Genomic DNA, 26,652 nt, shown 5'->3' on the forward strand with positions numbered 1-26,652 from the left:
GGCCGCTCACCAGGACGTCGTGCCGCCGCCCCCGCCGCCCCCGCCGGAGAACCCTCCGCCGCCGGAGTAGGAGCTGCCGCCGCTGTACCCGGTGCCGGACGAGCTGCTCCCGCCCGACGACGACGGCGTCCACGCGGCCGCCGCGGCCGTGGTGTGCGCGATCCAGTACCCCGACCAGAGGCCACGGCTGTCGTGGTTCGAGCCGAGGCCGTCGGGCGGGGTGACGCTGCCGTCCCGGACGAGCGGGGCGAGCCGGTCGAACCACGCGTCCGCGACGCCGAGCGCAGCGGCCCACGGCAGGAGGGTGCCGAAGAGGTCGCCCTGCGTCGTCAAGGGGTCGGGACCGGCGTCGGACGTGTATGCGACGGGTGCGGCGACGGCGCGGGTGCGCGTCGCGCCGAGGTCGGCGAGGAACCGGCGGAACGCGCGGGTCTCGTCGACGTAGCGGGAACCCAGCGCGGTCCGGTCCGTGGGGCGCAGCCCGTGCACGAACCGGACGACCACGACGACGGGGAACAGGCCGGGGACGGGCAGCGCGAGCAGGGTCCACGGCCAGCGCACGGGTTCGCCGAGCCGCAGCCTCACCTTGCGCCGGAACAGCGCCTTCTCCGCCGTCTTCTGCCGCTCCTCCAGGTCCGTGCGGACGGTCCGGCGCAGTGCCTGGTCGGCGCCGTGAAGGGCGGCGCGGAGCGTGGTCCCGGTGAGCGTCGGACGCTCGCGTCGACGCAGGGCCGCGGCGGTCCCGGGCGACGCCTCCTCGATCGATGCCGGCTCGTCGTCGAGCGCGTCCTCGACGTCGAGCCCGTCCTCGAAGGCCTCGTCCACCATGGCCCGCGTGACGTGCTTCTCGAGCGCCGCGAGGACCGCTTGCTCGAAGCGGTCGCGGCCCGCGCCCGGTCCTACGACCCGCAGCCCGAACGACTCCCCGTCCGGCACGAGAGCGACGCTCCCCGCCGCCGCGAGCGCGAGCAGGACGCCGGTGGTCTCGTGGCTCGAGAGGGCGCCGTCGACGACGGCGCCCGCGACCGGCAGCGGCAGGTCCGGGGGAGTGTTCCGTGGCCCGACGACGCCGATCGACTTCACGTCGCGCGCGTCACGGTGCATCAGCCGCCAGACGACCGCGACGACGACGGACACGACGAGCCCGGCGGCGCCGAGGACGAGCAGAAGCCCCACGTACACCGCGAGCCCCCGGGGTGGCGCTCGCCACGCGAGGTCCGGGCCGGTCGCGGTCACGCTGCCGCTCGGCATCGTGACGTCGATGGTCAGGCCCTCGCCGCTGCCGAGGTCCGTGGCCCGGAAGGTCGCGGTAGTGCCCGACGACGCGGCGTCGGCGCACGCGTCCGACGAACCGGGCTTCCCGACCCAGCAGTGCACCGCCGTGGCCGCCGCGGGGAGGTGGACCGTCGCGTCGACCGCGCGGTGCAGCGTCCGCGACATGTTCCCGGTGACGTCCCACGACAGCTCGTCGTGGCCGTCGCGCCGCAGCATCGCGCCGTCGACGCGGTACCGCACGACGTAGGTCGCGGTGGGGGTGCGGATGCGCGCGTCCTCGCTGCCGACGCGGACGTCCGACGTGCGCAGGCGCTCGGAGCCCGTCGTCGAGGTGTGCACGGTGGTGTCGACGCCGCTCGGGCTCGTCACGCCGAGCAGCTCGATGCCGTACGTGCGGTCGCGCCACCGGGACCACGGCTCGCGCGCGACGAGCGAGCGGATGATGCCGTGCTGGTTCGAGCTCGGGCCGAACCGGTAGACGATCGTCTCGGTGACGTCGAGCGAGTCGTCGGTGCCCACCGTGTAGTCGGCGTCGAAGCTGTCGATCGTGTCGTCGTCGTGGGACGCGAGCGTCGGTTGCTGCGGGGCGGCGCCGGGCACTGCGGCCGCGTCGACGACGAGCCCCCGGTCGCCGACCTCGGCGCGCACGCCGTGGCCGTCGGGCGTGCAGGCCACGGTGGCGGCGTCGTCGTCGCTGACGCCCGAGCACGTGAGCCCGTCGACGGGGCCCTGCGGGCCGACGACACGGACGGTCGCCCGGTCGACGGCAGGCAGGGAGTAGGTGTCGACGAGGGGGAGCGAGAGCGCGGCGGCCGTCCCGCCGTCGGGCGCGGGCAGGAGGGCGCCGGCGACGTCGTAGGACATGGTGAACGTGGCGCTGTCGACCGGGTCGTCGAGGAAGTCCGGCCACGTGAGGTCGAGGTTGTCGGTGCCGCCGAGCGAGTCGACGTCGACGGGCACGGTCCGTGTGGTCCCGGCCTCGTCGCCGAGCTGCACCGTCCCGGTGACGTGCGACAGCGTCAGGACGCTGTCGAGGGAGCCGAGGTGGGCGTCGTCGTCGCCGTCCCAGGCCTGCCGCGTGGGGACGTGCCACCACAGGTGCGGGGGGTCCTCGGGCTCGGCGTAGCGCACGGCGACCGTCGCCTCGACGTGGACCCCACCGTTCTTCGCGACCGTCACGACGAACGTGGTGGTGTCGATCCGGTCGTCGGTCACGCTCGCGTGCGCGGGTCCGACGGCGAGCCCGGACGCCACCAGGACGACGACGGCGGCAAGGGCGCGGGCGACGGCGCGGGTGCGGCGGTGGGCGGGCGAGGTCACCGCGCACACCCTAGCGGGAAGGGCTCGTCGCTCCCGTGCCCGGCCGGACCCGAAAGCTGGAACCAGCGGTCTCAGGTACTGTGCTCGCGTGACAGAGCGGTCGGCGCCCGTGGCGCCCCCAGACCCCGTCGGCCCGCGCGCGCCCGCTGCCCGCCGCAGCCGCCTCGGCGCGCTGGGAGGCATCGTCGGTTTTCTCGTCTTCGTCGAGCTGACGAGCGGGATCGTCCAGGGGTACTACACGCCCCTCCTCACGGACATCGCTCGCCACCTCGGCATCCACGACGCCGACGTCAACTGGTTCCAGGCCGCCCAGCTCCTCTTCTCGGGTCTCTGCGTCCCGGTCCTCGCCAAGGCGGGCGACGTCGTCGGGTACCGGCGCGTCCTCCTGTGGACGACGGCGGTCACCGCGCTCGCGGCCTGGGGCGTCGCCTTCGCGCCGTCGTTCGTGACGTACCTGGTCGCCTGGACGCTCATGGGCACGTACACCGTGTGGCTGCCCCTCGAGGTCGCGCTCATCCACCACCGTGCGCGCGGCAAGGCCGACGCCCGCGGGCTCACGCGCCGCGCCACCGGGCTCATCGTGGCGGCGCTCCAGGCCGGGGCCATCGTCGGGGCGCTGCTCTCGGGCCAGCTCGGCGACGCGCTCGGTCGCGACCGGCTCTGGCTCACCCTGAGCGTGCCGGCGCTCGCGATCACGGCGGCGTTCGTCGTCGTGCTGCTCAAGGTGCCGGAGAGCCCGGACGTCGCGGGCGGTCGCATCGACACGGGCGGCGCCGTCCTGCTGACGCTCGCCCTGCTCGGCGTGAGCGCCGGCCTCATGTACCTGCGCGTCGAGGGCCCGGGCACGTGGTGGGTGTGGGGGCTCATGGTCGTCGGTCTGGCGCTGCTGTGGCCGTTCGGCCGCTGGGAGCTGCGCCAGGACGACCCGCTCGTCGACCTGCGCGTGATGCGCCGGGCCACCCTCTGGCCGGTCCTCGTGACGTCCGGGCTGTTCGGGATCAGCGTGCTCGGCGCCCAGGACGCCCTGTCCACGTTCGCCCGCACCGACCGCGCCGACTACGGCTACGGGCTCGGCGCGGACGCCGCGACCGTGTCCTACCTGATCGGCGGTTACGTGGTCGCGTGCCTCGTCGGCGCGCTGCTGTTCGCGCGGGTGTCCGCCGTCCTCACGCCGCGCCGGACGCTCATCGGCGCCGCGCTCCTGGTTGCCGTCGGGTACCTGCTGTTCGTGCCGTTCCACGACTCAGTGGTGCAGGTCGTCGTCAACGTGGTCGTCGCGGGCCTGGGCTCGGGGGCGCTCGTCGCCGCCCTGCCCGCCGCCGCGGCGGCGGCCGCGCCCCGCGAGCGCACCGCCGTTGCGACCGGGCTCACGAACACGACCAAGACCATCGGCGGGTCGTTCGCGTCCGCGGTCTTCGCGCTCGCCCTCGTGAGCGGCACCACGGCGACGCTCACGGGCGGCGAGGGGACCGCCGGGTCGCTCGGCGGCTATCACGCCGTGTGGCTGATCTGCGGCCTGACAGCCCTCGTCTCGGCCGTGCTGCTGGCCTTCGTCCCGCGCCTTGCGTTCTCCGACACAGACCCCGACCCCGCTGGAGCCGCCCCGTGACCGCCCCCGTCCTGCCCGCCGCCGACGACGTCGCCGTCCGCCTGTCCGCGCTCGTCCGCGTCCCGACGGTCTCCTCGCGCGTGCCGGAGGAGGTCGCCGGGGCCCGGTTCGACGAGCTCGTCGCGCTCCTCGAGACGCTGTACCCGCACGTGCACCGCGTCCTCGAGCGCGAGCTCGTCTCGCGCGCACCTGACGTCGCGGACGGCCGGAGCGTCCAGTTCCGGTGGCGCGGGACCGGCGGCGAGGAGGGCGAGCGGCACCCGCTCGTCCTCATGGCCCACTACGACGTCGTCGCCGTCCCCGGGCTGCCGGTCCCGGTCGACGACGTCGAGGCCCACGCGCCCGGCTGGAGCCACCCGCCGTTCGCGGGCGTCGTCAGGGACGGCGCCGTGTGGGGGCGGGGCACGCTCGACGACAAGGGAGCGCTCGTCGTCGCCCTCGAGGCCGTCGAGGCGCTCGTGGCTGCGGGCTGGACCCCGCCGCGCGACGTGTACCTGTCGTTCGGGCACAACGAGGAGACCGCGGGCGACGGGGCCCGTACGGCCGTCGCCCGCCTCGCCGAGCGCGGCATCAGGCCCTGGCTCGTGCTCGACGAGGGCGGCGCCGTCGTGCAAGGGGCGATGCCCGGCGTGGCGGCCCCGACGGCCGTCGTCGGGATCGCGGAGAAGGGGATCCTCGACCTCGAGCTGTCCACGCGCGACGACGGCGGGCACGCGTCCACGCCCGCCGCGAACGGCGCGACCGTGCGCCTCGCACGCGCGATTACGCGGATCGACGACCATCCCTTCCCGCCGCGGCTGTCCGAGCCGGTCCGGGCGCTCCTCGCGACGCTCGCCGACCACGCCGACGGGCCGATGCGCCGCGTGTTCGCGAACGCCGGCCGGTTGGCGCCCGTCGTGGCGCGGGCCTTCACGCGCCTCGGCGTCGAGCCGAACGCGCTCGTCAGGACGACCGTCGCGGTCACCCAGCTCGAGGGCAGCCCGGGCGCGAACGTCCTCGCGCAGACGGCGCGCGCGAACGCGAACGTCCGGATCCTGCCCGGCGAGACCGTCGCCACCGTCGTCGCGCGGCTCACCCGCGTGATCGACGACCCGACGATCACGCTCCGCGTCGTCTCGGGCGAGGACCCGTCACCCGTCTCGCCCGCCGCGGGGCCGCAGTGGGAGCTGGTGCGCACGGCGCTCGCCGCGTCCTATCCCGACGCCGTCCTCACCCCGTACGTGCAGCTCGGGGCGTCGGACTCGCGGCGCTACTGCGCGATCTCCGACCACGTGTACCGGTTCTCGCCGTTCGACCTCACGACGGCGCAGCGCGCGTCGATCCACGGCGTCGACGAGCACGTGACGGTCGCCGCGCTCGGCCGCGGCGTCGCGTTCACGGCCGCCCTCCTCGAGGCGGTGCCGGCGCCGACGGCGGCCGCGGCGCCCCGTCCGTAGGCTGGGGTCGTGCGGATCCTCAGCTACAACGTGCGCTCGCTCAAGCAGGACCGGCACGCGGTGCTCGGCGTGCTGCGGGCCACCGACGCCGACGTCGTCGCGCTCCAGGAGCCGCCCAAGTGGTGGGCCACGCAGGCACGCCTCCAGGCGCTCGCCCGCGACGCGGGACTCAGGGTGGCCGTCCACGGCGGGGTCACGGCTGCCCGGACGACGGCGCTCCTCGTCCGCCCCGGCGTCGAGGTCCTCGGCGCGCGGGCGCGGCGGCTCCCGCCGCGGATCGTACGGCGCAGCCACTGGTTCCCGACGCTCCGCGGCGCCGCCGTGGCCCGGCTGCGGTTCCCCGCCACGGAGCACGGGGGCGCCTTCGAGGCGACCGTCGCCTCCGTGCACCTCTCGCTCGACGTCGACGAGCGGGCCGGCCACCTGCCGCGCATCGAATCCGCGATCGCGGGGCTCGCGCCGGACGGCTGGGGCGACGTCGTCGTCGCGGGCGACCTCAACGAGGAACCGGGCGGGCCTGCCTGGCGAGTGTTCGAGGCCCACGGGCTCACCGACGCCGGTGCCGGCGACGGGCGTCCCACCTTCTCGACCACCAGCCCGCGCAAACGGCTCGACGTCGTCCTGGCGGGGGAGCGGCTGAGCGCTGTCGCGCGGCGCGTCGACCTCGACGGCGTCGCCCGGGCCAGCGACCACTTCCCCGTCGTCGCCGAGGTGCTCCCGCTCGCCTGACGGTCCGCGGAGCGGACGGCGCGGGGGCGGGGAGCTCTCCCCACGGGGCAGGCTGGACGTGCAGGGTCCTCACAGGGAATCATCAAGGCTCGCCGTGCGTCCGCACGGCGCACGCGCTTCACGAGGAACGAGCACGCATGTCCCAGCAGGACCCGAACAAGCCGGCCCCCGATCCGTACAGCTCGCCGACCGGGTCCGCTCCCGAGGGGGCTCCGGGCGCCGGTGACGCGCCCACGCCGCCGCCCTACGAGGGCTACGGCGCCGGCTACCCGGGCCAGCAGGGTTACGGCCAGCCGGGTCAGCCCGAGCAGCCGTCCCAGCCCGGTTACCCGTCCCAGCCGGGCTACCCGGCGCAGCCCGCCTACCCGGGCGCGCCGGTCTACCCCGGCCAGCCGGGCGACGTCGACCCGGGGCGCGGCCTCGGGATCGCGGGCTTCGTGTTCGCGTTCTTCGTGCCGGTCGTCGGTATCGTCCTGAGCGCGATCGGGCTGTCGAAGTCGAAGAAGGCGGGGCGCAAGAACGCGCTCGCCGCGTGGGGCCTCGGGCTGAGCATCGCGTTCACGGCGATCGCCGCCGTCGTCTGGACCGTGATCATCGTCGCTGCCGTGAACCACAGCGACGAGATCGGCGACGCGCTCGAGGGCGCGAGCGACCCGACGACCCGGAAGTTCTGCCAGGCCGACGTCCAGCTCACCAAGGAGATGAACGCGCTCCAGGACCCGTCCTCGATGGACACGAAGGCGTGGGTCGACGGGATCCTCGAGGCGCGGGACGACCTCGCAGCGGCGAAGGCGCCCGACGCGATCGCGGACGACTGGGACGTCGTCGTGTCGTTCTTCGACCAGGCGGCGAAGCCGCTCGAGAAGGTCGACGCGTCCGACCCCGACGCCGTCGCGAAGGCCATGCAGTCCAACGGGCTGACCCAGGACGACCTGACGAACCTGCAGACCGCGGGGACGAACATCGACGACTGGGCGTCCACGCACTGCGCGGCCGTCCCGGTCGACTGACGTCGCCCCACCCCTCACGGCGCCCGTCCCGGTCCTCCGGGGCGGGCGCCGTAGCACTCGGGGTCGTCGCGGTCGATGGGGAGACCTCCCCGCCGTACGCCCTGTGGACAGGCTGGACCCATGCGGTCGTCATAGGGAACGATCAGCACGTGATCAGCAACCGCATCCTGCGTACCGCCCTCCCCGTCGCCGTGCTGGCGCTCACGGCGCCGCTCTTCGCCGCGTGCTCGTCCGGCGGCGACGACACCAAGTCGAAGTTCTGCAACCTCAACAAGGACGACGCGCTCGAGAAGAGCCTCGACGACGTCGACATGAGCGACCCCCAGTCGGCCGTCGACGCCATCGCGAAGGTCAACGACAAGATCAAGAACGTCGACGCGCCCGACGAGATCAAGACCGAGTGGGCGAACGTCAAGAAGTTCTTCGGCGACTACGTCAAGGCGCTCGACGGCGTCGACGTCAGCGACACCACCGCCTACGCGAAGGCGCTGACCGACTCCGGCATCACGTCGGAGGCGTCGAACATGTCGACCGCGACCACCAAGATCTCGTCCTACGTGTCGAAGAACTGCAGCTGACCGGGAGGATGGGGGCATGAGCCCCCGCCCCGCCCCCAGCGCCGACTCGCGTCTGCTCGACGCGCTCCGCGCCGACCTCGACGCCGCCCGCTTCACCGTGGGCGGCGTCGAGTCGGTTCTGGGGCCGCTCGCAGCGGCCGCCCTGCACCGTGAGCAGGACGTGCCCGCCGTCCGGGCGACCACCGCCGCGCTCGCGGGCCCGCGGCCCGACGCGGTCGCCGTCCTCACCCACGCGTTCGTCCTCGGCCGGCCCGTCCCGCGCCGCCTGCTCGACGACGCACTCCCCGGCCTCGGCGTCGGGGGTGCCGTGCGCCTGGGGTTGGCCGAGGCGGCGGGCGCGGATGCCGACGACGAGGTCCGCGCCGTCGTCGACCTGCGGCCGTACGAGGCGGTGGACGCCGCGGGCGACGCCAGGTGGTGGCTCGCGTCGGACCTCGGGGAGCTCCAGACGGGCGTGCGGCTCGCCGGCGACCACGTGCTCGGCGCGGGCGGCGCGTCGACGACGCTCGCGCAGGTCACGATGCGCACCCCGGTCGGGCGCGTCCTCGACGTCGGCACCGGCTGCGGCGTCCAGGCGCTGCACGCGGCTCGGCACGCGGGCCACGTCGTCGCGACCGACATCTCTCCGCGGGCGCTCGCGTTCGCCGCGTTCAACGTCGCGCTCAACCACGCCCAGCCCCTCGCCGACGTACCCCGCGCGGAGGCCCACGTCGGCGAGAGGGGCGCGGCTGACGTCGAGCTGCGCGAGGGCTCGATGCTCGAGCCGGCCGCCGGCGAGCTCTTCGACCTCGTCGTCTCGAACCCGCCGTTCGTCATCACCCCGCACACCGGCTCCCCGCTGCCCGACTACGAGTACCGCGACGGCGGCCGCTCGGGGGACGCCGTCGTGCGGGACCTCGTGCGCGACGTCGGGAGCGTCCTCGCGCCCGGCGGTGTGGCGCAGCTCCTCGGCAACTGGGAGCACCGGCGCGGCGAGCCCTGGACCGAGCGGGTCGGCGCGTGGCTCGACGAGGCCGGGCTCGACGGCTGGGTCGTGCAGCGCGAGGTGCAGGACCCCGCCGAGTACGCCGAGACGTGGATCCGCGACGGCGGCACGACGCCCGAGCGCGAGCCTGCGGCGTGGGCGCAGGCGTACGGCGCGTGGCTCGACGACTTCGCGAGCCGCGACGTCGAGGCGATCGGCTTCGGCATCGTGACGCTGCGGCGCCCGGACCCGGCGGGGCCTGCCGGCGGGCGTGTGACGATGCGTCGCCTCGAGGAGCACACCGGCTCGGTGCGTCAGCCGCTGGGCGGCCACCTCGCCGCGACCCTCGCCGCGCACGACTGGCTCGTCGGGCTCGGCGCCGCGGGGACGTCGTCGGGCACGCCCGACGACGCGGCCTCCCTCGGGGCCCTGGCCGCGGCGCGACTCGTGGTCGCCGCGGACGTGGCGGAGGAGCGCTACCTGACGCCGGGCGCCGCAGACCCGAACGTGGTGCTGCTGCGGCAGGGCGACGGGTTCGGGCGTGCGGTCCATGCCTCGACGGCGCTCGCCGCGCTCACCGGCGCGTGCGACGGCGAGCTCACGGTCGGGCAGATCGCGTCGGCGATCGCCGCGCTCTTCGACGTCCCGGCCGGCGACGTCGCGGGCGAGCTGCTGCCCGCGGTCCGGGGGCTCGTCGTGGACGGTTTCCTCGCCCCGTCATCCTGGTCCTGACGCCGATCCCGCTGGGTGGGGTCGCCTCGGCGCGTCGGTCAGGTCGGTGAGGACGCCGACGCGTGCGCCGAGCGCCGGACGAGCCGCTGCAGGAGCTCGCGCTCGTCGTCGTCGAGGCCGCACAGCACGGACTGCTCCGCGACGCGGACGGCGTCCTCGAACCGGCGCAGCGCGGCCCGCCCGCTCGCGGTGGCGACGACGCGTCGGGCCCGCCGGTCGTGCTCGGCCTCGCGCCGTTCCACGAGGCCCTCGGCGACGAGGTCGTCGAGCAGGTAGGTCATGACGGTCCGGTCGATGCCGAGCGACTCGGCGAGCGCGGCCTGCGTGGGCGGCGCGTCGTGGACGACGGCGCCGAGCACCTGGAACCCCCGCGGCCCGTGAGGGATCCCGGCGAGCGCGAGGTCGACGGCGTCGTGCCAGCGGCGCAGCAGGATCCCGAGGGACTGACCGAGGTCGACCCGGCGGCAGGCGTCGCTCGCGCTCGTGGTGGTCATGGCCTCAGGATACGCTGGAATAGTCTGTGCAGCAGATCAGTTGTCGAGCAGATGATCGGGCGGACGGGCCGCCACGGCGAACGGAGCACCATGAGCGACTACGGCCACGACCTCGTCTTCGGGTCCTTCCTCACCCCGCAGGCGGGCACGCCCGACGACGTCGTGAGCCTCGCCGTCCTCAGCGAGGAGGCCGGGCTCGACCTCGTGACCTTCCAGGACCACCCCTACAACGCGGGCTTCCTCGACACGTGGACGCTCCTGTCGTTCGTCGCGGCGCGCACCGAGCGCGTGCACCTGGCGCCCAACGTCGCCAACCTCCCGCTCCGGCCGCCGGCCGTGCTCGCGCGCGCCGCAGCGAGCCTCGACCTCCTGTCGCACGGCCGCGCCGAGCTCGGCCTGGGCTCGGGCGCATTCTGGGACGGCATCGCCGCGATGGGAGGGACCCGGCTGACCCCGGGCGAGGGTGTCGACGCGCTCGAGGAGGCCATCGACGTCATCCGCGGCATCTGGGACGCCGACGACCGCACCGTCCTGCGGGCCGGTGGCGAGCACCATCACGTCGCGGGCGCCCGGCGCGGCCCGCGTCCCGACCACGCGATCGGGCTGTGGCTCGGCGCCTACAAGCCCCGCATGCTCAGGCTCACGGGCGCCCGCGCCGACGGCTGGCTCCCCTCGCTCGGCTACCTCCAGCCCGGCGACCTCGCCCGCGGCAACGCCGTGATCGACGAGGCGGCCCAGTCCGCCGGCCGCGACCCGCGCGAGATCAGGCGGCTGCTCAACGTCAACGGCCGGTTCCGGCCCGACTCTGCGGGAACGGGGGCGGGGTCCGGGACCGCCCACGGCGGCGGCGCGATCGACGGACCCGTCGAGCACTGGGTCGACGAGCTCGTCCAGCTCGCGCTCGAGGACGGCATCGGCACGTTCATCCTCGGCTCGGACGCACCACGCGACCTCGCCACCTTCGCCCAGGAGGTCGCGCCCGCGGTCCGCGAGCAGGTCGCGGCCAAGCGGAAGTCGTCCGGCACCGAGACCGGACCCGTGCGCAGCCCGCGCGCTCTCGCCCTGCGTAGCCCCGGCCTCGACTACGACGCGATCCCCGACCGGCTGCGCGACGCCGCCGTCGAGCCGGGGGACCGGGACTACGCGCGCCAGCGCTCCGGGTACATCCGTGGCGGCAACCCGGGACTGGTGCTGCGGGCGCGCGACACGCAGGACGTCGTCGAGGGTCTCGGCTTCGCGCGCGAGCAGCAGGCACGCGGCGCGTGGGACGGTCCGGGGCGGCTCCCGTTCTCGGTCCGCAGCGGCGGCCACGGCATCTCGGGCCTCTCGACCAACGACGGCGGGATCGTCCTCGACGTCAAGGCGCTCGACGAGGTGACCGTCCTCGATCCGGCCTCGCGTCGCGTCCGGATCGGTGCCGGCGCGACCTGGGGCCACGTGGCCGAGGCGCTCGCCGAGCACGGCTGGGGCATGAGCTCGGGCGACTTCGGAGACGTCGGCGTCGGCGGGCTCGCGACCGCCGGTGGCGTCGGGCTGATGGGCCGCCTGCACGGCCTGACGATCGACCACGCCGTCGCGTACGACGTGGTGCTCGCCGACGGCACGCTCGTGCACGCGACGGCCGACGAGCACCCTGACCTCTTCTGGGGGATGCGGGGCGCGGGCGGCGGGCTCGGGATCGTCACCGCCGTCGAGCTCGAGGTCGACGAGGTCCCGCCCGTCGTGCTCGCGATCATGCTGTACGACGCGTCGGACGCGCGCGGCCTGCTCGAGGCGTGGGGGTCTGCTGTCGAGCAGGCGCCGCGCGAGCTCACGAGCTTCCTCACCATGCAGCCCGGGCGCGGCGAGACCCCCGCTCTCGCGCAGGCCATGACCGTGATCGCGTCCGACGACGTCCGGCTGGCCGAGCGTGCGCTCGAGCCGCTGCTCCGGGTCGGGCCGGTCCTGCAGCAGCAGGCGCAGCTCGCGCCGTACGCGGCGGTCGTCGCGCCGCAGGACGCCCCGCACGTGTCCGACGGACCCGGCGGGACGTTCCGCAACACGCTCGTCGACCACCTCGACGACCGCACCGCGCGCCGCGCGGCCGACGCCTTCGAGTCCGGGGGCTTCCAGATGTTCCAGGTGCGCGCCGTCGGCGGCGCCGTCAACGATGTCCCGTCCGACGCGACCGCCTACGCGCACCGCGACGGGCAGCAGTTCGACGTGTCGGGAGTGGGCTTCGGGCCGGCCGGGGTCCTCGACGCCGCGTGGGACACCGCGATGGACGCCGTCGCGCACGGCGAGTACGTGAGCCTGTCGACCGACCGCCGGCCCGAGCGCGTCGAGCGGGTGTACCCGGGCGCGACGCTCGCGCGGCTGCGGGACCTCAAGCGCCGCTACGACCCGGAGAACGTCTTCGACCGCAACCTGCCGCTCCTCTGACGCCGAAGTAGTACGGCCGCCCGCATACTTCGCGAGGTATTCGGGCGGCCGTACTACTTCGCGAAGTACTCCGGTATCCCGCCTACGTCGCGGGGGTCAGCGGGTGGGGGTGCACGCCTCGCGGGGCGTGAACACCCAGAACCGGAAGAGCAGGAACCGCAGCGCGGTCGCGGCGAGGTTCGCGAGGCACAGCACGCCGAGCTCGAGGACGTGCGACGCGCCGGGAGCCAGCGCACCGAGGAGCGCGAGCGCTCCCGCGGTCAGCCCCCAGCCGAGCCCGAACACGAGCAGCCCCTGCCCGTGGTGCCTCGCGGCCCCCTCGCGGCCCCGGACGCCGAACGTGTGCCGGCGGTTGAGCGCCGTGTTGAGGACGGCGGCCACGAGCTGCGCCGCGAAGTTCGCGACCTGGTCGCTCCCGACGTCGGACAGCGTGAGGTAGAGCAGCGCGTAGACCGTCGTGCAGAGCGCGCCGACGCTCGCGAAGCTGAGCATCTGGGCGAGGACGGCCGCGTGCGGGTGTGTGGCGTGCGGGTGGGCGTGCGCGGGCCCCCGCTTTGCGGCACGGCCCGGAAGAGCGGCGCGCACGACAGCGAAGGGGACCCGTCCCACGAGGAGGTCGCGGACGAGGACGGCGACACCCCACACGTTGCCGCCGCGCTGGGCGGCGGGATGCTCGAACCCGCCCGTGCCGAGGTCGAGCTGCACTCCCGGGGCGGTCCGGAGGGTGACGGACGCGGGTCGGACGCTCGCCCGGCGGACGCTCCGCGGGCTGCGGTGCGTCTGGTTCGTCTTCGCCTTGGGGCCGGCCAGTGCCCTCGGCGTCGAGGTCGTCACGCTCATGGTGGAGACGATCTTGCCACTGATTTTCGGTGCCTCCGACCACGCCTGGGAGTCGGGCCGGAGCACGCCGAGAGCGGCCTGGGTGTCCAGGCCGCTCTCGGCGCCTTGTCGATCCGACACGGTCAAGCCCTGACGCTCACGACGACGAGCTCGTCGCGCCGCTGCTCAGGTCGTAGATCGTGACACCGTCGACGGTCTGCGACTGGAACGTGTCCTCGACCCACGAGGAGATCTCGGACGCCGCGTCGGAGCCACCCATCGAGCCGCCGAATCCCGATCCCGAGCTGATGTAGTAGTGGATCTCGCCCTTGGCGACGTACTCCTTGAACTGGGCGAGCGTCGGCGACGGGTCGGACCCGTTGAAGCCACCGATCGGCATCACCGAGTCGCCCGACGCGAGCTGGTAGCTCGCGGCGTTCTGCGAGCCGGTCGTGGCGGCGGCCCAGCGGTACTTGTCGGCGTCGGTCTGCAGGATCGTCGTGAGCTCGCTGCTCACCGAGGTCCCGTTCAGCAGGCTGCTGCCGCCGCCTCCGCCGCCGCGCCCGCCGAAGCTCGCGCCGTCGCCCTGGGTCTGTCCGCCCTGCTGGGTCTGTCCGCCCTGCTGGGTCTGTCCGCCCTGCTGGGACTGGCCACCCTGGCTCGGCGGCTGCTGCTGGGACTGGCCACCGCCCTGCTGGCTCTGGCCACCGCCCCGCTGGGACTGCCCCCCGGGACCGCCGCCGAACCCGCCCTGACCGCCACCACCACCGGGACGTCCGCCACCGCCGCCGGGACCGAAGCCCGTCGACTGGACGTCCGGGCCCGCCGTCGGGAGGGAGCCGGTGTGACCTTCGGTGAGCGTCTGCACCGAGTACGCCGCGGGCCCGCCGAGCCCGACGACGACGGCCAGCGTGGCCGCCCCGGCCAGCACGACCCGGCCCGCGTGGTCGCGCGTCCCGATGAGCCTCCCGGCGAGGAGCGCGACCGCCGCGACGAACCCGCCGAACAGCACCACGACCCGCAGCCACGGCAGGAACGACGACGACCGGTCGAGCAGGGTGTACGACCACGCCGCCGTCGCGAGCGTGGCCGCGGCGAGCACGGCCACCGCCCACCACGAGTCCCGACGACGCCACAGCTGCGAGCCGCCGGCACCGACGAGGGCGGCGAGCGCGGGCGCGAGCGCCACCGTGTAGTACGCGTGGAAGATGCCGGACATGTAGCTGAACACGAGCCACGTCACGACGAGCCAGCCGCCCCACGCGAGGTACGACGCGCGGCGCAGGTCCGTGCGTCGGGCGCGAGCGGTGAGCGCGAGCCCGGCGACGAGGAAGATAGCGGCGGCGGGCGCGAGCCAGGCGATCTGGCCGCCGAACTCGGAGCCGAACAGCCGCCCGAGGCCCGTCGAGCCCCACATGCCGCCCCCGGTGCCGCCCCCGCCGCCGCCGACGGACCCGGTCTCGTTCCCGGTGATCCGCCCGAAGCCGTTGTACCCGAACGTGAGCTCGAGGAACGAGTTGTTCTGCGACCCGCCGATGTAGGGGCGAGACCCTGCCGGCACGACGACCGTGAGCAGCACCCACCAGCCTGCGGTGACCACGAGGGCGCCGACGGCGAGCAGCGAGTCCCGGATGCGCCGGCCGAGCGACACGGGCGCCGCCCACAGGTAGGCGACACCGAGCCCGGGCAGCACGAGGAAGGCTTGGAGCTGCTTGGTCAGGAACCCGAGCCCGATCGCCGCGCCCGCGAGGAGCATCCACCGGGTCCGGCCGTCCTCGACGGCGCGCAGCACGCAGTACGTGGCCGCGGCCATGAGCGCGACGAGGAGCGCGTCCGGGTTGTCGAAGCGGAACATGAGCGTCGCGACCGGGGTGAGCGCGAGCGCCGCGCCGGCGAGGAACCCGGCGCCCGTCCCGAAGGACCGGCGCACCGCGGCGAACACGAGCCACACGCTCGCGACGCCGAGGAGCACCTCGGGCACGAGCACCGACCACGTGTTGAGCCCGAAGATCCGCACCGAGAGCTCGGGCAGCCACAGGGAGGCGGGCGGCTTGTCGACGGTGATCGACCCCGCGGCGTCCGACGAGCCCCACAGGAACGCCGACCAGCTCTTCGAGCCGGCCTGGATGGCGGCCGTGTAGAACGAGTTGGACCAGCCGTTCGCGCCGAGGTTGACGAGCCAGAACACGGCGGTCGCCACCAGCATCCCGAGCAGCCCGAAGCGGGCGGGGCGGCTCAGGCGCCCGGGGCGGGCGCCGTCGTCGGGCGGGGTGGGCAGGCCCGACGCCGGTCCCTCGCCCGCCTGCACCGTCCCGGCCGTGCCGGGGGTCGTGGGGGAGACGGTGGCGGGTGCCGCTGGGGGCGACACGTGGGTGGTGTAGGGGACGGTCATCGGGACACCTCCGAGGTGCGGGGCGCGAAGACCCAGGAGCGGAAGAGGACGAAGCGCAGGAGCGTCGCGCCGAGGTTGGCGGCGCACAGCACCACGAGCTGGGCGGCGCCGGACGCGCCGGGCGCCGCGGCGTGCAGGACCGCGAGCGAGCCCGCCGTGAGGGCCCAGCCGAGGGCGAACACGACGAGCCCCTGGCCGTGGTGGCGTGCGGCGCCGGTGCTGCCGCGGATCCCGAACGTGTGCCGCCGGTTGAGGCCGGTGTTGAGGACCGCGGTCACCGCGAGGGCGAGGAAGTTGGCCCACTGCGAGCCGAGGGGCTGGCGCAGGAGCAGGAAGAGCAGGGCGTACGCGACCGTGCAGACCACGCCGACGACGCCGAAGCTCAAGACCTGGTTGAGGAGCGTCTGGCGGCGGCTCAGCGCAGGCTGGTCGTCGGAGGTGCGCCGCGGGAGGGCGGCGCGGACCTCGTCGAGCGGGATGCGGCCCGCGTTGAGGTCGCGCACGAGACGCCAGATGCCGCGCAGGTCGGCTGTGGCGGTCGCGACGATGTCGACGCGGCTGTCGGGGTCGTCGACCCAGTCGACGGGCACCTCGTGGATCCGGAGGCCCGCATGCTCGGCGAGGACCAGCAGCTCGGTGTCGAAGAACCAGCCGGTGTCCTCGACGAGCGGGAGGAGCTGGCGGGCGGCGTCGGCGCGGATCGCCTTGAAGCCGCACTGCGCGTCGGAGAACCGGGCGTGCAGCGTGCCGCGCAGCAGGAGGTTGTAGCCGCGCGAGATCAGTTCGCGCTTGGGACCTCGCACGACGCGCGAGCTCGCGCTGAGCCGGGACCCGATCGCGACCTCCGAGTGCCCCGACAGGAGCGGGGCGACGAGCGGGAGCAGCGCCGCGAGGTCGGTCGACAGGTCCACGTCCATGTAGGCGAGCACCGCGGCGTCGGACGAACCCCAGGCCGCGTGCAGGGCGCGGCCGCGGCCCTTGGCGTCGAGGTGCACGACCCGCAGGCCGGGCAGCTCGTCCGCGAGGCGGAGCGCGACGGCGAGCGTGCCGTCGGTGGACGCGTTGTCGGCGATCGTGAGGCGCGCCGGGAAGGGGAGACCGCCCGTCACGTAGGCGTACGCCCGGCGGACGGACGCCTCGAGCGTGCGGGCCTCGTTGTAGACGGGGATGACGAGGTCGAGCGCGAGACCCGTGGCGGGCCCCTCGTGCGCGGCGCCCGAGGGGAGGCGCCGTGCGGTGGGTCCCGGCGGCGCGGGCGCCACGACCTCGGGCGGCGCGGCCGCCTCGTGGGGGAGCTGTGTCGTCGTCATGCCCACGACGATCCGCCTCGGACCTCGGCTGCTCCGGGGCGGACCCTGTGAACCCCCGGTGAACGCCGACGGTGACGCCGGGTTCGCCGAGTGCGACGCCGGGTTCGCCGAGTGCGACGCCGGGTTCGCCGAGTGCGACGCGGGGTTCGCCGAGTGCGACGCGGGGTTCGCCGAGTGCGACGGTGGGGTTCGCGGGTGGGTGCGGGGAGGTGGTTCGGGCTGTCGTGCTCCGGCCCGGGAGGCCGTGCGCACTCCTTGACGCCTTCACCACCTCACCGCACCCACCCGCTCGACCGTCGCTCGCCGACACGTCGGCGTCGTTCGGCCGGTCACGATCGGCATCGAAGAGGGCTCGAGGCCGCCGATCGTGACCGCTCACTCGAGACTCGCCGTCGCACTCGGCGGCCCCGGCGTCGCACTCGGCGGGCGCGGCGTCTGAGCCCCCCGCTGCGTCAGCGTGACGAGCGGGGGAGGCGGACCGTGAAGGTCGTGCCCGTCGGCGCCGGACCGGCGCCCGCCGTCGTGCTCTCGACCTCGATCGTGCCGTGGTGCGCGAGCACGATCGCGTGCGCGATCGCGAGCCCCAGTCCCGTCGACCCACCGACGCGGTTGCGTGACGTGTCGCCCCGGCTGAACCGCTGGAACAGGTCGGGGACGAGGTCCGCGGGGATCCCGGGGCCGTCGTCCTGCACGGTCACGACGACGTCGTCGCCGTCCGCGCGGACGCCGACCCGCACCCGCGTGCCGGGCGGGGTGTGGACGCGGGTGTTCCCGACGAGGTTGGTCAGCACCTGGCGGAGCCGGGCCTCGTCCCCGGAGACGACGAGGTCGTCGCGGGCCTCGTCGACGGTCTCGAGCCCCTCGAGCGTGTCGAGGTCCAGGGTGGTGAGGTCGACGGACTCGGCCATGGTGCCGTCGTCCGGGTCGCCGCCGAGGTCGAGCTCGTAGCGGTGGTCCGGGGAGGCGGCGTGCGCGTCGGTCACGGCGTCGACGGCGAGCGCGGTGAGGTCCACGGGCGCGCTGTCGAGGGGACGACCGGCGTCGAGGCGCGCGAGCAGGAGGAGGTCGTCGACGAGGACGCCCATGCGCCTCGCCTCGGACTCGATCCGGTCGAGGGACCGCGCGGTGCTGTCCGGCAGGGACTCGGGGGAGCGGCGGACGAGCTCGGCGTACCCCCGGATGGAGGCGAGGGGCGTCCGCAGCTCGTGGCTCGCGTCGGCGACGAACTGACGGACCTGCGTCTCGGAGCGGTGGCGCGCGGCGAGCGACGTACCGACGTTGTCGAGCATGCGGTTGAGCGCCGCGCCGACCTTGCCCACCTCGGTGCGCTCGTCCGTGTCGCGTGGGTCGACGCCGTGCAGCGCCCCGACCTCGCCCTCGGCGAGCGGGAGCTGGGAGACGTGCTCGGCGACGTCGGCGACGCGGTCGAGCGGGGCGAGCGACCGTCGCACCAGGAGCGAGCCCACGACCCCGGCGATCACGAGGCCGCCGAGCGCGAGCGCGACCTCGAGCAGCACGAACCGCCGGATGGTGGCGTCCATGGTGGCGGTCGGGAGCGCGGTGACGGACGGCTGGCCGGTGCGGGTGGTCGTCGCGACGGCCCGGTACGAGCCGAGGTCGCCCACCGTGACCTGGTGGACCTTCCCGTCGTGCGGGACCGCGACCAGGTCGGCCACCTCGTCGTCGCTCAGCGCGACGAAGCAGCCCGACTCGTCGAAGAACCCCGCGTCGACGACCGTCCCGCCGGAGTAGAAGACGACGATCTGGCCCGCGCCCTGGCCGGGCGGCGGAGTCGACCCGCCCGGCAGGTTCGAGGTGTCGTCGCAGCGGGCCGCCATCTCCTGTGCGCGCTCGGTCCTCCGGCTGCTGGACCCGCTGTCGGCGGTGCTCGTCGAGTCCGAGCCGGTCGCGCCGTCGTCCGTCGAGCCGGACCCCGCGCCTGGCGCCGTGCCGCCCCCGCGGCCCGGGAAGTTCGAGGACCGCTCGGAGGCCGCGCGGAGCTGGTCGTCGAGCTGCCCGCTGAGCGACCCCCGCAGCGCGAGCGCGGAGACCACGGCGAGCACCGCGAGCAGGGCCACGAGGACGCCCGTCACCACCAGGACGAGCTGACGGCGCAGGGTCAGCGGCCCGCGCGCGTCGGCGGGTCGGGGCAGCCTCACGCGCCGCGCGTGCCGGCCCCGACGGGGACCTCGGCCTGCGACGCGGCCGGCTTCAGCACGTAGCCCACGCCGCGGAGCGTGTGGATCATGGGCTCACGGCCGGCGTCGATCTTGCGGCGCAGGTACGAGATGTAGAGCTCGACGATGTTGGCCTGGCCGCCGAAGTCGTACTGCCAGACGCGGTCGAGGATCTGCGCCTTGGACAGCACGCGCTTGGCGTTGCGCATGAGGTAGCGCAGCAGCTCGAACTCGGTGGCGGTCAGGTGGATCTCCTCGCCGCCACGCGTGACCTCGTGGGCGTCCTCGTCCATCACGAGGTCGCCCACGGTGATCGTGGAGTCGCGCTGCGCGGTCGCGGACCCGCTGCGGCGCAGGAGCGCGCGGATCCGGGCGACGACCTCCTCGAGGCTGAACGGCTTGGTCACGTAGTCGTCGCCGCCGGCAGTGAGACCGGCGACGCGGTCCTCGACGCCGTCGCGCGCGGTGAGGAACAGGACCGGCAGGTAGGGGTGGGTCTGGCGGATTCGGCGCAGGACGGAGAGGCCGTCGAGGTCCGGCAGCATGATGTCGAGCACCACGACGTCCGGCTCGACCTGCTGGGCGAGCTTGATGGCGCCCTGGCCGTCGAGCGCAGCCTGGACGTCCCATCCCTCGTACCGCAGGGCCGAGGTGAGGAGCTCTGCGAGGTTGGGCTCGTCGTCGACGACGAGGACGCGGACGGGCGAGCCGTCCGCACGGGTGAGCCGGGGGGCGCTGGAAACCGTGGTCATGCAGCCACTGTGAACCCCGTGTGTGGAACATCGCTGAAGCGAACCTGTGGAACGCCTGGGTGTGTCAGCTGGCGCCGAGCGCCCGGTAGGGCCGGGGGCCAGGGAGCGTGCCCCACCGCTGCGCCGCGCCGGTCAGCGCGGAGGAGCAGAGCGCGGCCGTGGCCGGCAGCACCTCCGTCAGCCGTGCCGCGCTCCACCGCCATCGTTGGACCAGGAGCTCCCGGTACGACGGCGACCGGCCGACAGGGCCGACGGCCGGGCGGTCCTCGTCGGCGCTGGCGAGCAGCCAGGCACCCAGCGCGAGGACGTACGCGCCGCACGCGGTCAGGACCTCGGCGCGCCACCCGGCGGCGTCGACCACCTCGGGCAGGTGCTCGCGCGCGCCCTCCTCGAAGGCCGCCAGGAGGGCCTCCGGGTAGCCGGCGGGCGGCTCGAAGACGCACCAGCACGTCGCGAACGGCAGCAGCGTGTAGGCGGCGTCGAGCGCCAGGTGATGGACGCTCGTGCCCTCGAGGTCCAGGAAGGTCCAGCCCGACGGCGTCCGCAGGGCGTTGTCGGGACAGGTGTCGCTGGGGGAGACGACGTCCGCGGGCCCCGGCGCGGACAGCGTCGCCATGCGGGCGACCTCGTCGGAGAGCCCGGCCGGCGTACCGGCGGCGCCGCCCAGCTCCTCGAGCGCGCGCGCCCCGCGCGAGAGCAGCGCCGCGACGTCCTCGTCCCTCGCCCCGTGCTCGTCGAGCAGGCGCCGGACGTGCGGGGCCCGGGCGGCGCTCCGGGCCGCCGTGCGTCCCAGCGCGCCTGCCCACGACAGCGACTCCGCCCACGCCAGGTCGCGGTCCTCGGGTGTCCCGGGCGCCAGCAGCAGGTCGGCGAGCGTCGGCCACGTGCCGGCGTCGGTCATCACGAGGAGCCGGTTCGCGTCGTCGTGGGCCAGCAGGTCGGGGGCCGCGTCGAGCGTGCGCAGCCCGACGAGCTCGCGCACGTAGCCGGCGGTGGCGTCGGCTCGCGCGCTCGCGTCGTCCGCGCGGGGGACGAACTGCTTGACGACGACGGTCTCGTCGTCCCGGCCGGCGACCCGAGCGCGCAGCACGAGCGAGCGCTCGGAGCCGCCGAGGTCGACGGGCTCGGTCAGGGGCAGCCCGACGGCGGCCGACGCGGCGGTCAGCGCGGACGCCGCGCGGCCTGCGTCGTCGGCGGGCGTCTCCTGTGCCATGGTCAGGCGGTGGGTTCCGGCGGGACCGGTCCGGTGCCCGCGGTCGGGTGCGGGCGGTCGCTGCCGGCGAGGGCCGCGGCGAGGATGGCCTCGATCGCGAACGCCGACGCGTCGGCGAGGTCGACCGCGGCCGGGTCGAGGAGCCACTGGGTCTGCAGGCCGTCCATGACCGCGATGATCGAGCTGGCGGCGCGGTCGAGCGCGACCCCGTCGAGCTCGGGGTCGTCGACGGTCTCCCCGCGTGTGGCGGCCCGCTCGTGGACGGCCGTGCGCAGGGCGTCGGCGATGTTGCCGCGCAGGATCGTGAAGCGGTCGCGGACCCACTCGCTCGCGGGGTGCCCGTCGGTGACCGCCTCGCCCGTGAGGACCGTGTACGTCTGGACGATGCCGCGCCGACCGGCGTTGACGCGCGCCGTCGTCACGAGGTGGCGGAACAGGTCGAGGCCGCCGGGGATGTGCTTGCCCTCGAGGTGCTCGACGTCGACCTGGTCGCGGTACTCGAGGACGGCCCACAGGAGCCGGTCCTTGGAGCCGAAGTGGTGGAGCACGCCTGCGTGGGTGATCCCGACCTGCGCGGCGACCTCGTGGAGCGAGCCGTTGTGGTAGCCCCTCGAGCCGAACACCCGGGTCGCGGCGCGCAGGATCTCCTCACGGCGCTCGGCGGTGGCACGGCGGGGGCGACGGGCGCGGGACGCGCCCGTGGGTGCCTGCCCGATCCCGGCCGGCGGAGTGGCCGGGACGGTCGCGACGGTGGCGGAGACCGCGTCGTCTGTTCCGCTCTTCATGGCCGCAACCATATCGTGACCCGACGGGAGTTACTAACGAGTCAGTAAGTGTGGTTGTATGGCGCTCGTCAACGAGCCACGGCGTCGGAGCCGGGGCCGCGAAGCCCACGACGGGAGCACGCGAGTGTCACTGGAGACCGCAGCTCGAGCCCGCACGGATGCGGAGCTCGCCGCGATCGCCGCCGAGCTGACGACCGAGGAGAAGGTCACGCTCGTCGTCGGTGCCGGCATGTGGTCGACCACTCCGGTCGAGCGCGTCGGGCTCCGTGGCGTCGTCGTCTCGGACGGCCCTGCCGGCGTCCGGGGGACCGGAGACGTGCCCGGCGAGACCTCCGCGTCGCTCCCGGCGCCCAGCGCCGTCGCCGCCACCTGGGACCTCGAGCTCGTCGCCCGTGTCGGCGCCCTGTTCGCCGACGAGGCCCGCCGCCACGGCGTCGACGTCGTCCTCGCCCCGCAGATCAACCTCCAGCGCACGCCCGTCGGCGGCCGCCACTTCGAGTGCTACTCCGAGGACCCCGTGCTCACCGGCGCCGTCGCCGACGCCCTCGTCCGCGAGGCACAGGCCCGCGGCGTCGGGATGTGCATCAAGCACTACATCGCCAACGACTCCGAGACCGAGCGCACCCGCTACGTCGCCCGCGTCGACGAGCGCACGCTCCGCGAGGTCTACCTCGCCCCGTTCGAGCGCCTCGTCAAGGACACCGGCGCGTGGAGCGTCATGGCCGCCTACAACGGCTTCGACGACGGCGAGACCTCGGCGCCCATGACCGAGCACACGCCCCTCGTCGAGGGCGTGCTCAAGGGCGAGTGGGGCTTCGACGGCGTCGTCGTGAGCGACTGGGTCGCCACCAAGTCCGTCGTCCCCGCCGTGCGCGGCGGCCTCGACCTGCAGATGCCGGGCCCCGACGGACCCTGGGGCGACGGCCTGCTCGACGCCGTCCGGTCGGGCGAGGTCGACCCGGCCGAGCTGGACGACAAGGTCGTCCGCATCCTCCGGCTCGCCGACCGGGTCGGCGCGCTGGGCGTCGCCGGCGTCACGCCACCGGCTCCCGGGCGCCGCGCCACCGCGGCGCCGGAGACCCCCGCGCTGCTCCGCGAGCTCGTGGCGCGTTCCATGGTCGTGCTCAAGGACGACGCCGGGCTGCTTCCCCTCGACCTCGAGGCGCTCGCGGTCCGGCCGGACGGGACGCCCGGCGTCGTCGCCCTGCTCGGACCGGCGGCCGTCGAGCCGTTCGTCCAGGGCGGTGGCTCCGGCTTCGTCCACCCCGACCACGTCGAGCTCCCGGTGCCCGCGCTGCGCGCCGCGCTGCCCGCCGGCGTCCGTCTCGACGTGCACCCCGGTGCGCGCTCGCGGCTCAACCCGCCCGAGCTCGACGTCGCCGAGCGCTGCACCGACCCCGTGACCGGCGAGCCCGGCGTGCGCCTCGTGCTGCTCGACGCCGACGGCCGCGTCCTCGAGACGCGCACCGACCCCACGTGGCGCGGCTGGTTCGCGAACACCGACCCGCGCGCCGCGACGCTGCGTGTCCTCGCGGACGTGCGCGTCGACGAGCCCGGCACGCACGAGCTCGGCGTCGGCACGGTCGGGCGGCACGAGGTCCTCGTGGACGCGCAGGTCGCGTCCACCTCGGACCGCGTCGTGGCCGAGGAGGTCATCCTCGCGTCCGAGCACAACAACCCCGCGGCCGCCGTCGTCGCGATCGACGTCGTCGAGCCCCGCACCGTCCGGCTCGAGGCGTCCCTCCAGGTCGTCCACCCGGTCGGCTACGACTCGTTCGTCCGCGGTGAGATCGTGCACCGCCTCCCCGGGCCGTCGGCGGAGGAGGAGCTCGCGGCCGCCGTCGGGCTCGCCGCCACGGCCGACGTCGCGGTCGTCGTCGTCGGGACGACCGAGGAGGTGGAGTCCGAGGGCTACGACCGGACCTCGCTTGCGCTCCCCGGCAACCAGGACGAGCTCGTCCGTCGCGTCGTCGCCGCCAACCCGCGCACGATCGTGGTCGTGAACGCCGGCGCGCCGGTCGAGCTGCCGTGGCTCGACGACGCCGGCACGGTGCTCTGGGCATGGCTCGCCGGGCAGGAGGGCGGAGCCGCCCTGGCAGACGTCCTCGCAGGTTTCACCGAACCTTCAGGGCGCCTCCCCTGGACCCTCCCAGTCCGTTATCAGGACGTGCCCGTTCCGTCAGCGATCCCCCAGGACGGCGTCGTGCACTACACCGAGGGCGTCGACGTGGGCTACCGCGGCTGGGAGCGCCGGATCGTCGAGCACGGCGGACCGGCACCCGCGGCGCCCTTCGGTCACGGCCTCGGTTGGACCACGTGGGAGTACGAGGACGCGACCCTCGCCGCCGCCACCACCGAGGCGGTCGAGCTCGACGTCACCGTGCGCAACACGGGGGCCCGCCACGGCCACGAGGTCGTCCAGGTCTACGTCGAGCCCCCCGCGCCCGACGCAGACCGACCCGTCCGCTGGCTCGGCGGTTTCGTGTCCGTCGCGGCCGACGGCGGCGAGAGCGTCGTCGCGCACGTCCGCGTGCCGCGTCGCGCCTTCGAGACGTGGGACGTCGCCGCACACGCGTGGACCCTGCCCGCAGGGGACCACCTCCTCCGGGCCGGACGCTCGGTGGCGGACCTCAGGGTCTCGCTCGCCGCGGCGCCCGCACCCGATCCGCTCCAGACCAGCGGCCGGTCCACCGGCCCCGACCCTTCTTCGGAGGACTGACCGCACCCCCACAACCCGAACCGTCGAGCGGCGTCCGGTAACCTGCCGGCTCGCTCGTCGGACCGCACTTCGAAGAGCAACAGTGCAAGGAGGCACACCCGTGAGAATGCGAAAGATCGCTCCCGCCGTCGTCGGCGCGGCAGCCCTGGCCCTCGTCGTCGCAGGCTGCGGCGGAGGTGACGCGGACAACGCAGCGAAGAACACCGGCAACAAGACCCAGAGCACGGGCGGCACCGGGGTCGGGACCCAGCCGCTCAACATCGGCATGCCGAACGGTCCCGTGCAGAACGTCTCGAACCCGTTCCTCAACACGTCGGCGGGTGCGGCGCTCGGTTACACCAACGTCATCTTCGAGCCCCTCATGCAGATCAACGACACGCGCCCGGCCGACGCGCCGACCCCGTGGCTCGCGAAGAGCATGGAGTGGAACAAGGACTACACCGAGGTGAAGATCACGCCGCGTGACGGCGTGAAGTTCTCCGACGGGACGCCCATGACGGCCGACGACATCGCCTACTCGATCCAGCTGCGCATCGACAACGAGGCGCTCAACACCGAGGGCCTGCCGTACAAGAGCGTCACGAACGAGGACGGCGTCGTCACCGTCACCTTCAAGAGCTCGCAGTTCGTCAACCAGGCCAAGGTGTACGGCCTGATCGTGGTGCCGAAGCACATCTGGTCGAAGATCTCGGACCCGACCAAGGACCTGGTGCAGAACCCCGTCGGCACCGGCCCGTACGTCTTCAAGAGCTTCTCGGGCCAGACCGTGACGCTCGACGCCAACAAGGACTACTGGGGCGGACAGCTCGCCGTGCCGGAGCTGCGCTACACCGGCTACAAGGGCAACGACCCGCAGATCACCGCGCTCCAGACGGGCCAGTCGGACTGGTCCTGGGTGTTCATCGCCGACTACCAGAACGTGTACGTCGCCAAGGACCCCGACCACAACAAGGTCTACTCGGCGGCGGGCCTGGGCATCGACCAGCTCGTCCTCAACAACGAGAAGGGCCCGTTCAGCGACGTCAACCTGCGCAAGGCCCTGAACATGGTCCTGGACCGCGAGAAGGCGGCCAAGATCGCGGAGTCCGGGCTGTTCCCGCAGCTCACCAGCGTCACGGGCATCCCGACGCCGGCCGGCGACTCGTTCATCGCCGACCAGTACAAGGGCAAGAACTACTCGATCGACGTCGACGGCGCCAAGAAGCAGCTCACCGACAACGGCTACACGTACAGCGGCGACAAGCTGATGAAGGACGGCAAGCAGGTCTCCGTCGTCCTCCAGGACCCCGCCGGGTGGAACGACTACATCACGTCGCTCCAGCTCATCGCGACGTCCCTGAAGTCGATCGGCGTGGCCGCCAAGGTGGAGACGCCGACCGTGGACGCGTGGACGGCCAACCTCAACACGGGTGACTTCGACGCGGCCCTGCACTGGACCGACGGCGGCTCGACCCCGTACCAGATGTACTCGAGCATGTTCGACCCGAACTACTACGTGCCGCTCGGCAAGAACGCGACCTGGGACATCGGGCGCTACAACAACCCCGACGCCAAGGCGCAGTTCGACAAGTACATCGCGGCGACCGACGACAGCACCCGCAAGGCGGCCCTGGACAAGCTCCAGGAGTTCTGGGTGAACGACGTCCCGGCCATCGGTGTCGACGCCCGTCCGTCCGCTGCCGAGTACTCGACGAAGAACTACGTCGGCTGGCCGGACGAGCAGAACCCGTACGCGGACCCGCAGCCCACGAACAAGAACGCGTCGCTCATCCTCACGAAGCTGAAGCCCGCGTCCTGAGCCGGGTGACGGTCCCGCCGACCTCGGTGCGTCGGCCGGCGGGACCGTCCCCCATCCCGCAGCACCTTTGCGGCCCCTGTCCGCGCCGGGCCTCGTGCCCGGCGCGGACGACGGCGGCC

At 74.2% G+C, this 26,652-nt stretch carries 18 protein-coding genes; 9 read left to right on the forward strand and 9 right to left on the reverse strand.

Annotated features, from left to right (window positions below):
* Positions 1 to 6: 6 nt before the first annotated feature.
* On the reverse strand, positions 7 to 2,595 hold the full coding sequence (locus tag KDY119_RS02580) for a DUF2207 domain-containing protein (RefSeq protein WP_153021894.1): 2,589 nt from the start codon (positions 2,593 to 2,595) through the stop codon (positions 7 to 9).
* Between the two features lie 88 nt (positions 2,596 to 2,683).
* On the opposite strand from KDY119_RS02580, the gene KDY119_RS02585 reads away from it, so the two are divergent.
* The 6 genes from KDY119_RS02585 to KDY119_RS02610 all read left to right on the forward strand — a co-directional run bounded on the left by KDY119_RS02585 (position 2,684) and on the right by KDY119_RS02610 (position 9,653).
* Entirely contained in the window at positions 2,684 to 4,204 is a 1,521-nt protein-coding gene (locus KDY119_RS02585) for an MFS transporter (protein ID WP_227994489.1), read from the forward strand.
* A complete protein-coding gene (locus KDY119_RS02590; protein ID WP_227994490.1) occupies positions 4,201 to 5,640 on the forward strand; it encodes a M20/M25/M40 family metallo-hydrolase in 1,440 nt (479 codons plus the stop codon). The genes KDY119_RS02585 and KDY119_RS02590 overlap by 4 nt, the downstream gene beginning before the upstream one ends.
* 9 nt (positions 5,641 to 5,649) lie before the next feature.
* On the forward strand, positions 5,650 to 6,369 hold the full coding sequence (locus tag KDY119_RS02595) for an endonuclease/exonuclease/phosphatase family protein (protein WP_036953726.1): 720 nt from the start codon (positions 5,650 to 5,652) through the stop codon (positions 6,367 to 6,369).
* A gap of 137 nt (positions 6,370 to 6,506) precedes the next feature.
* Positions 6,507 to 7,379, forward strand: a complete 873-nt coding sequence (locus KDY119_RS02600) for a hypothetical protein (protein ID WP_051136837.1) — start codon at positions 6,507 to 6,509, stop codon at positions 7,377 to 7,379.
* Between the two features lie 149 nt (positions 7,380 to 7,528).
* On the forward strand, positions 7,529 to 7,957 hold the full coding sequence (locus tag KDY119_RS02605) for a hypothetical protein (protein WP_036953724.1): 429 nt from the start codon (positions 7,529 to 7,531) through the stop codon (positions 7,955 to 7,957).
* 16 nt (positions 7,958 to 7,973) lie between these two features.
* Positions 7,974 to 9,653, forward strand: coding sequence for a DUF7059 domain-containing protein (locus KDY119_RS02610; protein WP_153021895.1), 1,680 nt, complete (start codon positions 7,974 to 7,976; stop codon positions 9,651 to 9,653).
* Positions 9,654 to 9,691: 38 nt separating this feature from the next.
* Here the strand turns inward: KDY119_RS02610 and KDY119_RS02615 are convergent, their stop codons facing one another.
* Positions 9,692 to 10,147 (reverse strand): MarR family winged helix-turn-helix transcriptional regulator, encoded by a 456-nt coding sequence (locus tag KDY119_RS02615; RefSeq protein ID WP_153021896.1) that lies wholly within the window; start codon positions 10,145 to 10,147, stop codon positions 9,692 to 9,694.
* A gap of 90 nt (positions 10,148 to 10,237) precedes the next feature.
* Between KDY119_RS02615 and KDY119_RS02620 the strand changes: the two genes are divergently transcribed.
* Complete coding sequence (locus KDY119_RS02620; protein WP_153021897.1) at positions 10,238 to 12,568, forward strand: LLM class flavin-dependent oxidoreductase; 2,331 nt, start codon at positions 10,238 to 10,240, stop codon at positions 12,566 to 12,568.
* Between the two features lie 96 nt (positions 12,569 to 12,664).
* Here KDY119_RS02620 and KDY119_RS02625 read toward each other — a convergent pair whose 3' ends face one another.
* The 7 genes from KDY119_RS02625 to KDY119_RS02655 form a co-directional block, all read right to left on the reverse strand.
* A complete protein-coding gene (locus KDY119_RS02625; protein WP_083891090.1) occupies positions 12,665 to 13,408 on the reverse strand; it encodes a GtrA family protein in 744 nt (247 codons plus the stop codon).
* A 136-nt stretch (positions 13,409 to 13,544) separates the two neighbouring features.
* Positions 13,545 to 15,779, reverse strand: a complete 2,235-nt coding sequence (locus tag KDY119_RS02630) for an ArnT family glycosyltransferase (RefSeq protein ID WP_153021898.1) — start codon at positions 15,777 to 15,779, stop codon at positions 13,545 to 13,547.
* On the reverse strand, positions 15,776 to 17,089 hold the full coding sequence (locus tag KDY119_RS02635) for a bifunctional glycosyltransferase family 2/GtrA family protein (protein WP_083891088.1): 1,314 nt from the start codon (positions 17,087 to 17,089) through the stop codon (positions 15,776 to 15,778). Before KDY119_RS02635 ends, KDY119_RS02630 begins: the two co-directional genes overlap by 4 nt.
* 452 nt (positions 17,090 to 17,541) lie before the next feature.
* Entirely contained in the window at positions 17,542 to 19,248 is a 1,707-nt protein-coding gene (locus KDY119_RS02640; protein ID WP_227994491.1) for a sensor histidine kinase, read from the reverse strand.
* A complete protein-coding gene (locus tag KDY119_RS02645) occupies positions 19,245 to 20,018 on the reverse strand; it encodes a response regulator transcription factor (RefSeq protein ID WP_036953706.1) in 774 nt (257 codons plus the stop codon). The genes KDY119_RS02640 and KDY119_RS02645 overlap by 4 nt, the downstream gene beginning before the upstream one ends.
* A 64-nt stretch (positions 20,019 to 20,082) precedes the next feature.
* Positions 20,083 to 21,231, reverse strand: a complete 1,149-nt coding sequence (locus KDY119_RS02650) for a hypothetical protein (RefSeq protein ID WP_153021899.1) — start codon at positions 21,229 to 21,231, stop codon at positions 20,083 to 20,085.
* A gap of 2 nt (positions 21,232 to 21,233) precedes the next feature.
* The gene (locus KDY119_RS02655; RefSeq protein ID WP_085998064.1) at positions 21,234 to 22,016 is read right to left on the reverse strand and encodes a TetR/AcrR family transcriptional regulator; all 783 of its coding nucleotides are present in this window, start codon (positions 22,014 to 22,016) and stop codon (positions 21,234 to 21,236) included.
* 124 nt (positions 22,017 to 22,140) lie between these two features.
* Between KDY119_RS02655 and KDY119_RS02660 the strand changes: the two genes are divergently transcribed.
* Together KDY119_RS02660 and KDY119_RS02665 are read left to right on the forward strand one after the other, a co-directional pair.
* Entirely contained in the window at positions 22,141 to 24,735 is a 2,595-nt protein-coding gene (locus tag KDY119_RS02660) for a beta-d-glucosidase (RefSeq protein WP_227994492.1), read from the forward strand.
* A 106-nt stretch (positions 24,736 to 24,841) separates the two neighbouring features.
* The gene (locus KDY119_RS02665) at positions 24,842 to 26,533 is read left to right on the forward strand and encodes an ABC transporter substrate-binding protein (protein WP_083891084.1); all 1,692 of its coding nucleotides are present in this window, start codon (positions 24,842 to 24,844) and stop codon (positions 26,531 to 26,533) included.
* The last annotated feature ends 119 nt before the right edge of the window (positions 26,534 to 26,652 follow it).

Source organism: Luteimicrobium xylanilyticum (genome assembly GCF_009429125.1).
Lineage (GTDB): Bacteria > Actinomycetota > Actinomycetes > Actinomycetales > Cellulomonadaceae > Luteimicrobium > Luteimicrobium xylanilyticum.

Coding starts and splice junctions, on each gene's coding strand:
- KDY119_RS02645 (WP_036953706.1), bottom strand. CDS start 20,018: ATGACCACGGTTTCCAGCGCCCCCCGGCTCACCCGTGCGGACGGCTCG.
- KDY119_RS02610 (WP_153021895.1), top strand. CDS start 7,974: ATGAGCCCCCGCCCCGCCCCCAGCGCCGACTCGCGTCTGCTCGACGCG.
- KDY119_RS02665 (WP_083891084.1), top strand. CDS start 24,842: ATGCGAAAGATCGCTCCCGCCGTCGTCGGCGCGGCAGCCCTGGCCCTC.
- KDY119_RS02635 (WP_083891088.1), bottom strand. CDS start 17,089: ATGACGACGACACAGCTCCCCCACGAGGCGGCCGCGCCGCCCGAGGTC.
- KDY119_RS02625 (WP_083891090.1), bottom strand. CDS start 13,408: ATGAGCGTGACGACCTCGACGCCGAGGGCACTGGCCGGCCCCAAGGCG.
- KDY119_RS02615 (WP_153021896.1), bottom strand. CDS start 10,147: ATGACCACCACGAGCGCGAGCGACGCCTGCCGCCGGGTCGACCTCGGT.
- KDY119_RS02630 (WP_153021898.1), bottom strand. CDS start 15,779: ATGACCGTCCCCTACACCACCCACGTGTCGCCCCCAGCGGCACCCGCC.
- KDY119_RS02600 (WP_051136837.1), top strand. CDS start 6,507: ATGTCCCAGCAGGACCCGAACAAGCCGGCCCCCGATCCGTACAGCTCG.
- KDY119_RS02620 (WP_153021897.1), top strand. CDS start 10,238: ATGAGCGACTACGGCCACGACCTCGTCTTCGGGTCCTTCCTCACCCCG.
- KDY119_RS02650 (WP_153021899.1), bottom strand. CDS start 21,231: ATGGCACAGGAGACGCCCGCCGACGACGCAGGCCGCGCGGCGTCCGCG.
- KDY119_RS02655 (WP_085998064.1), bottom strand. CDS start 22,016: ATGAAGAGCGGAACAGACGACGCGGTCTCCGCCACCGTCGCGACCGTC.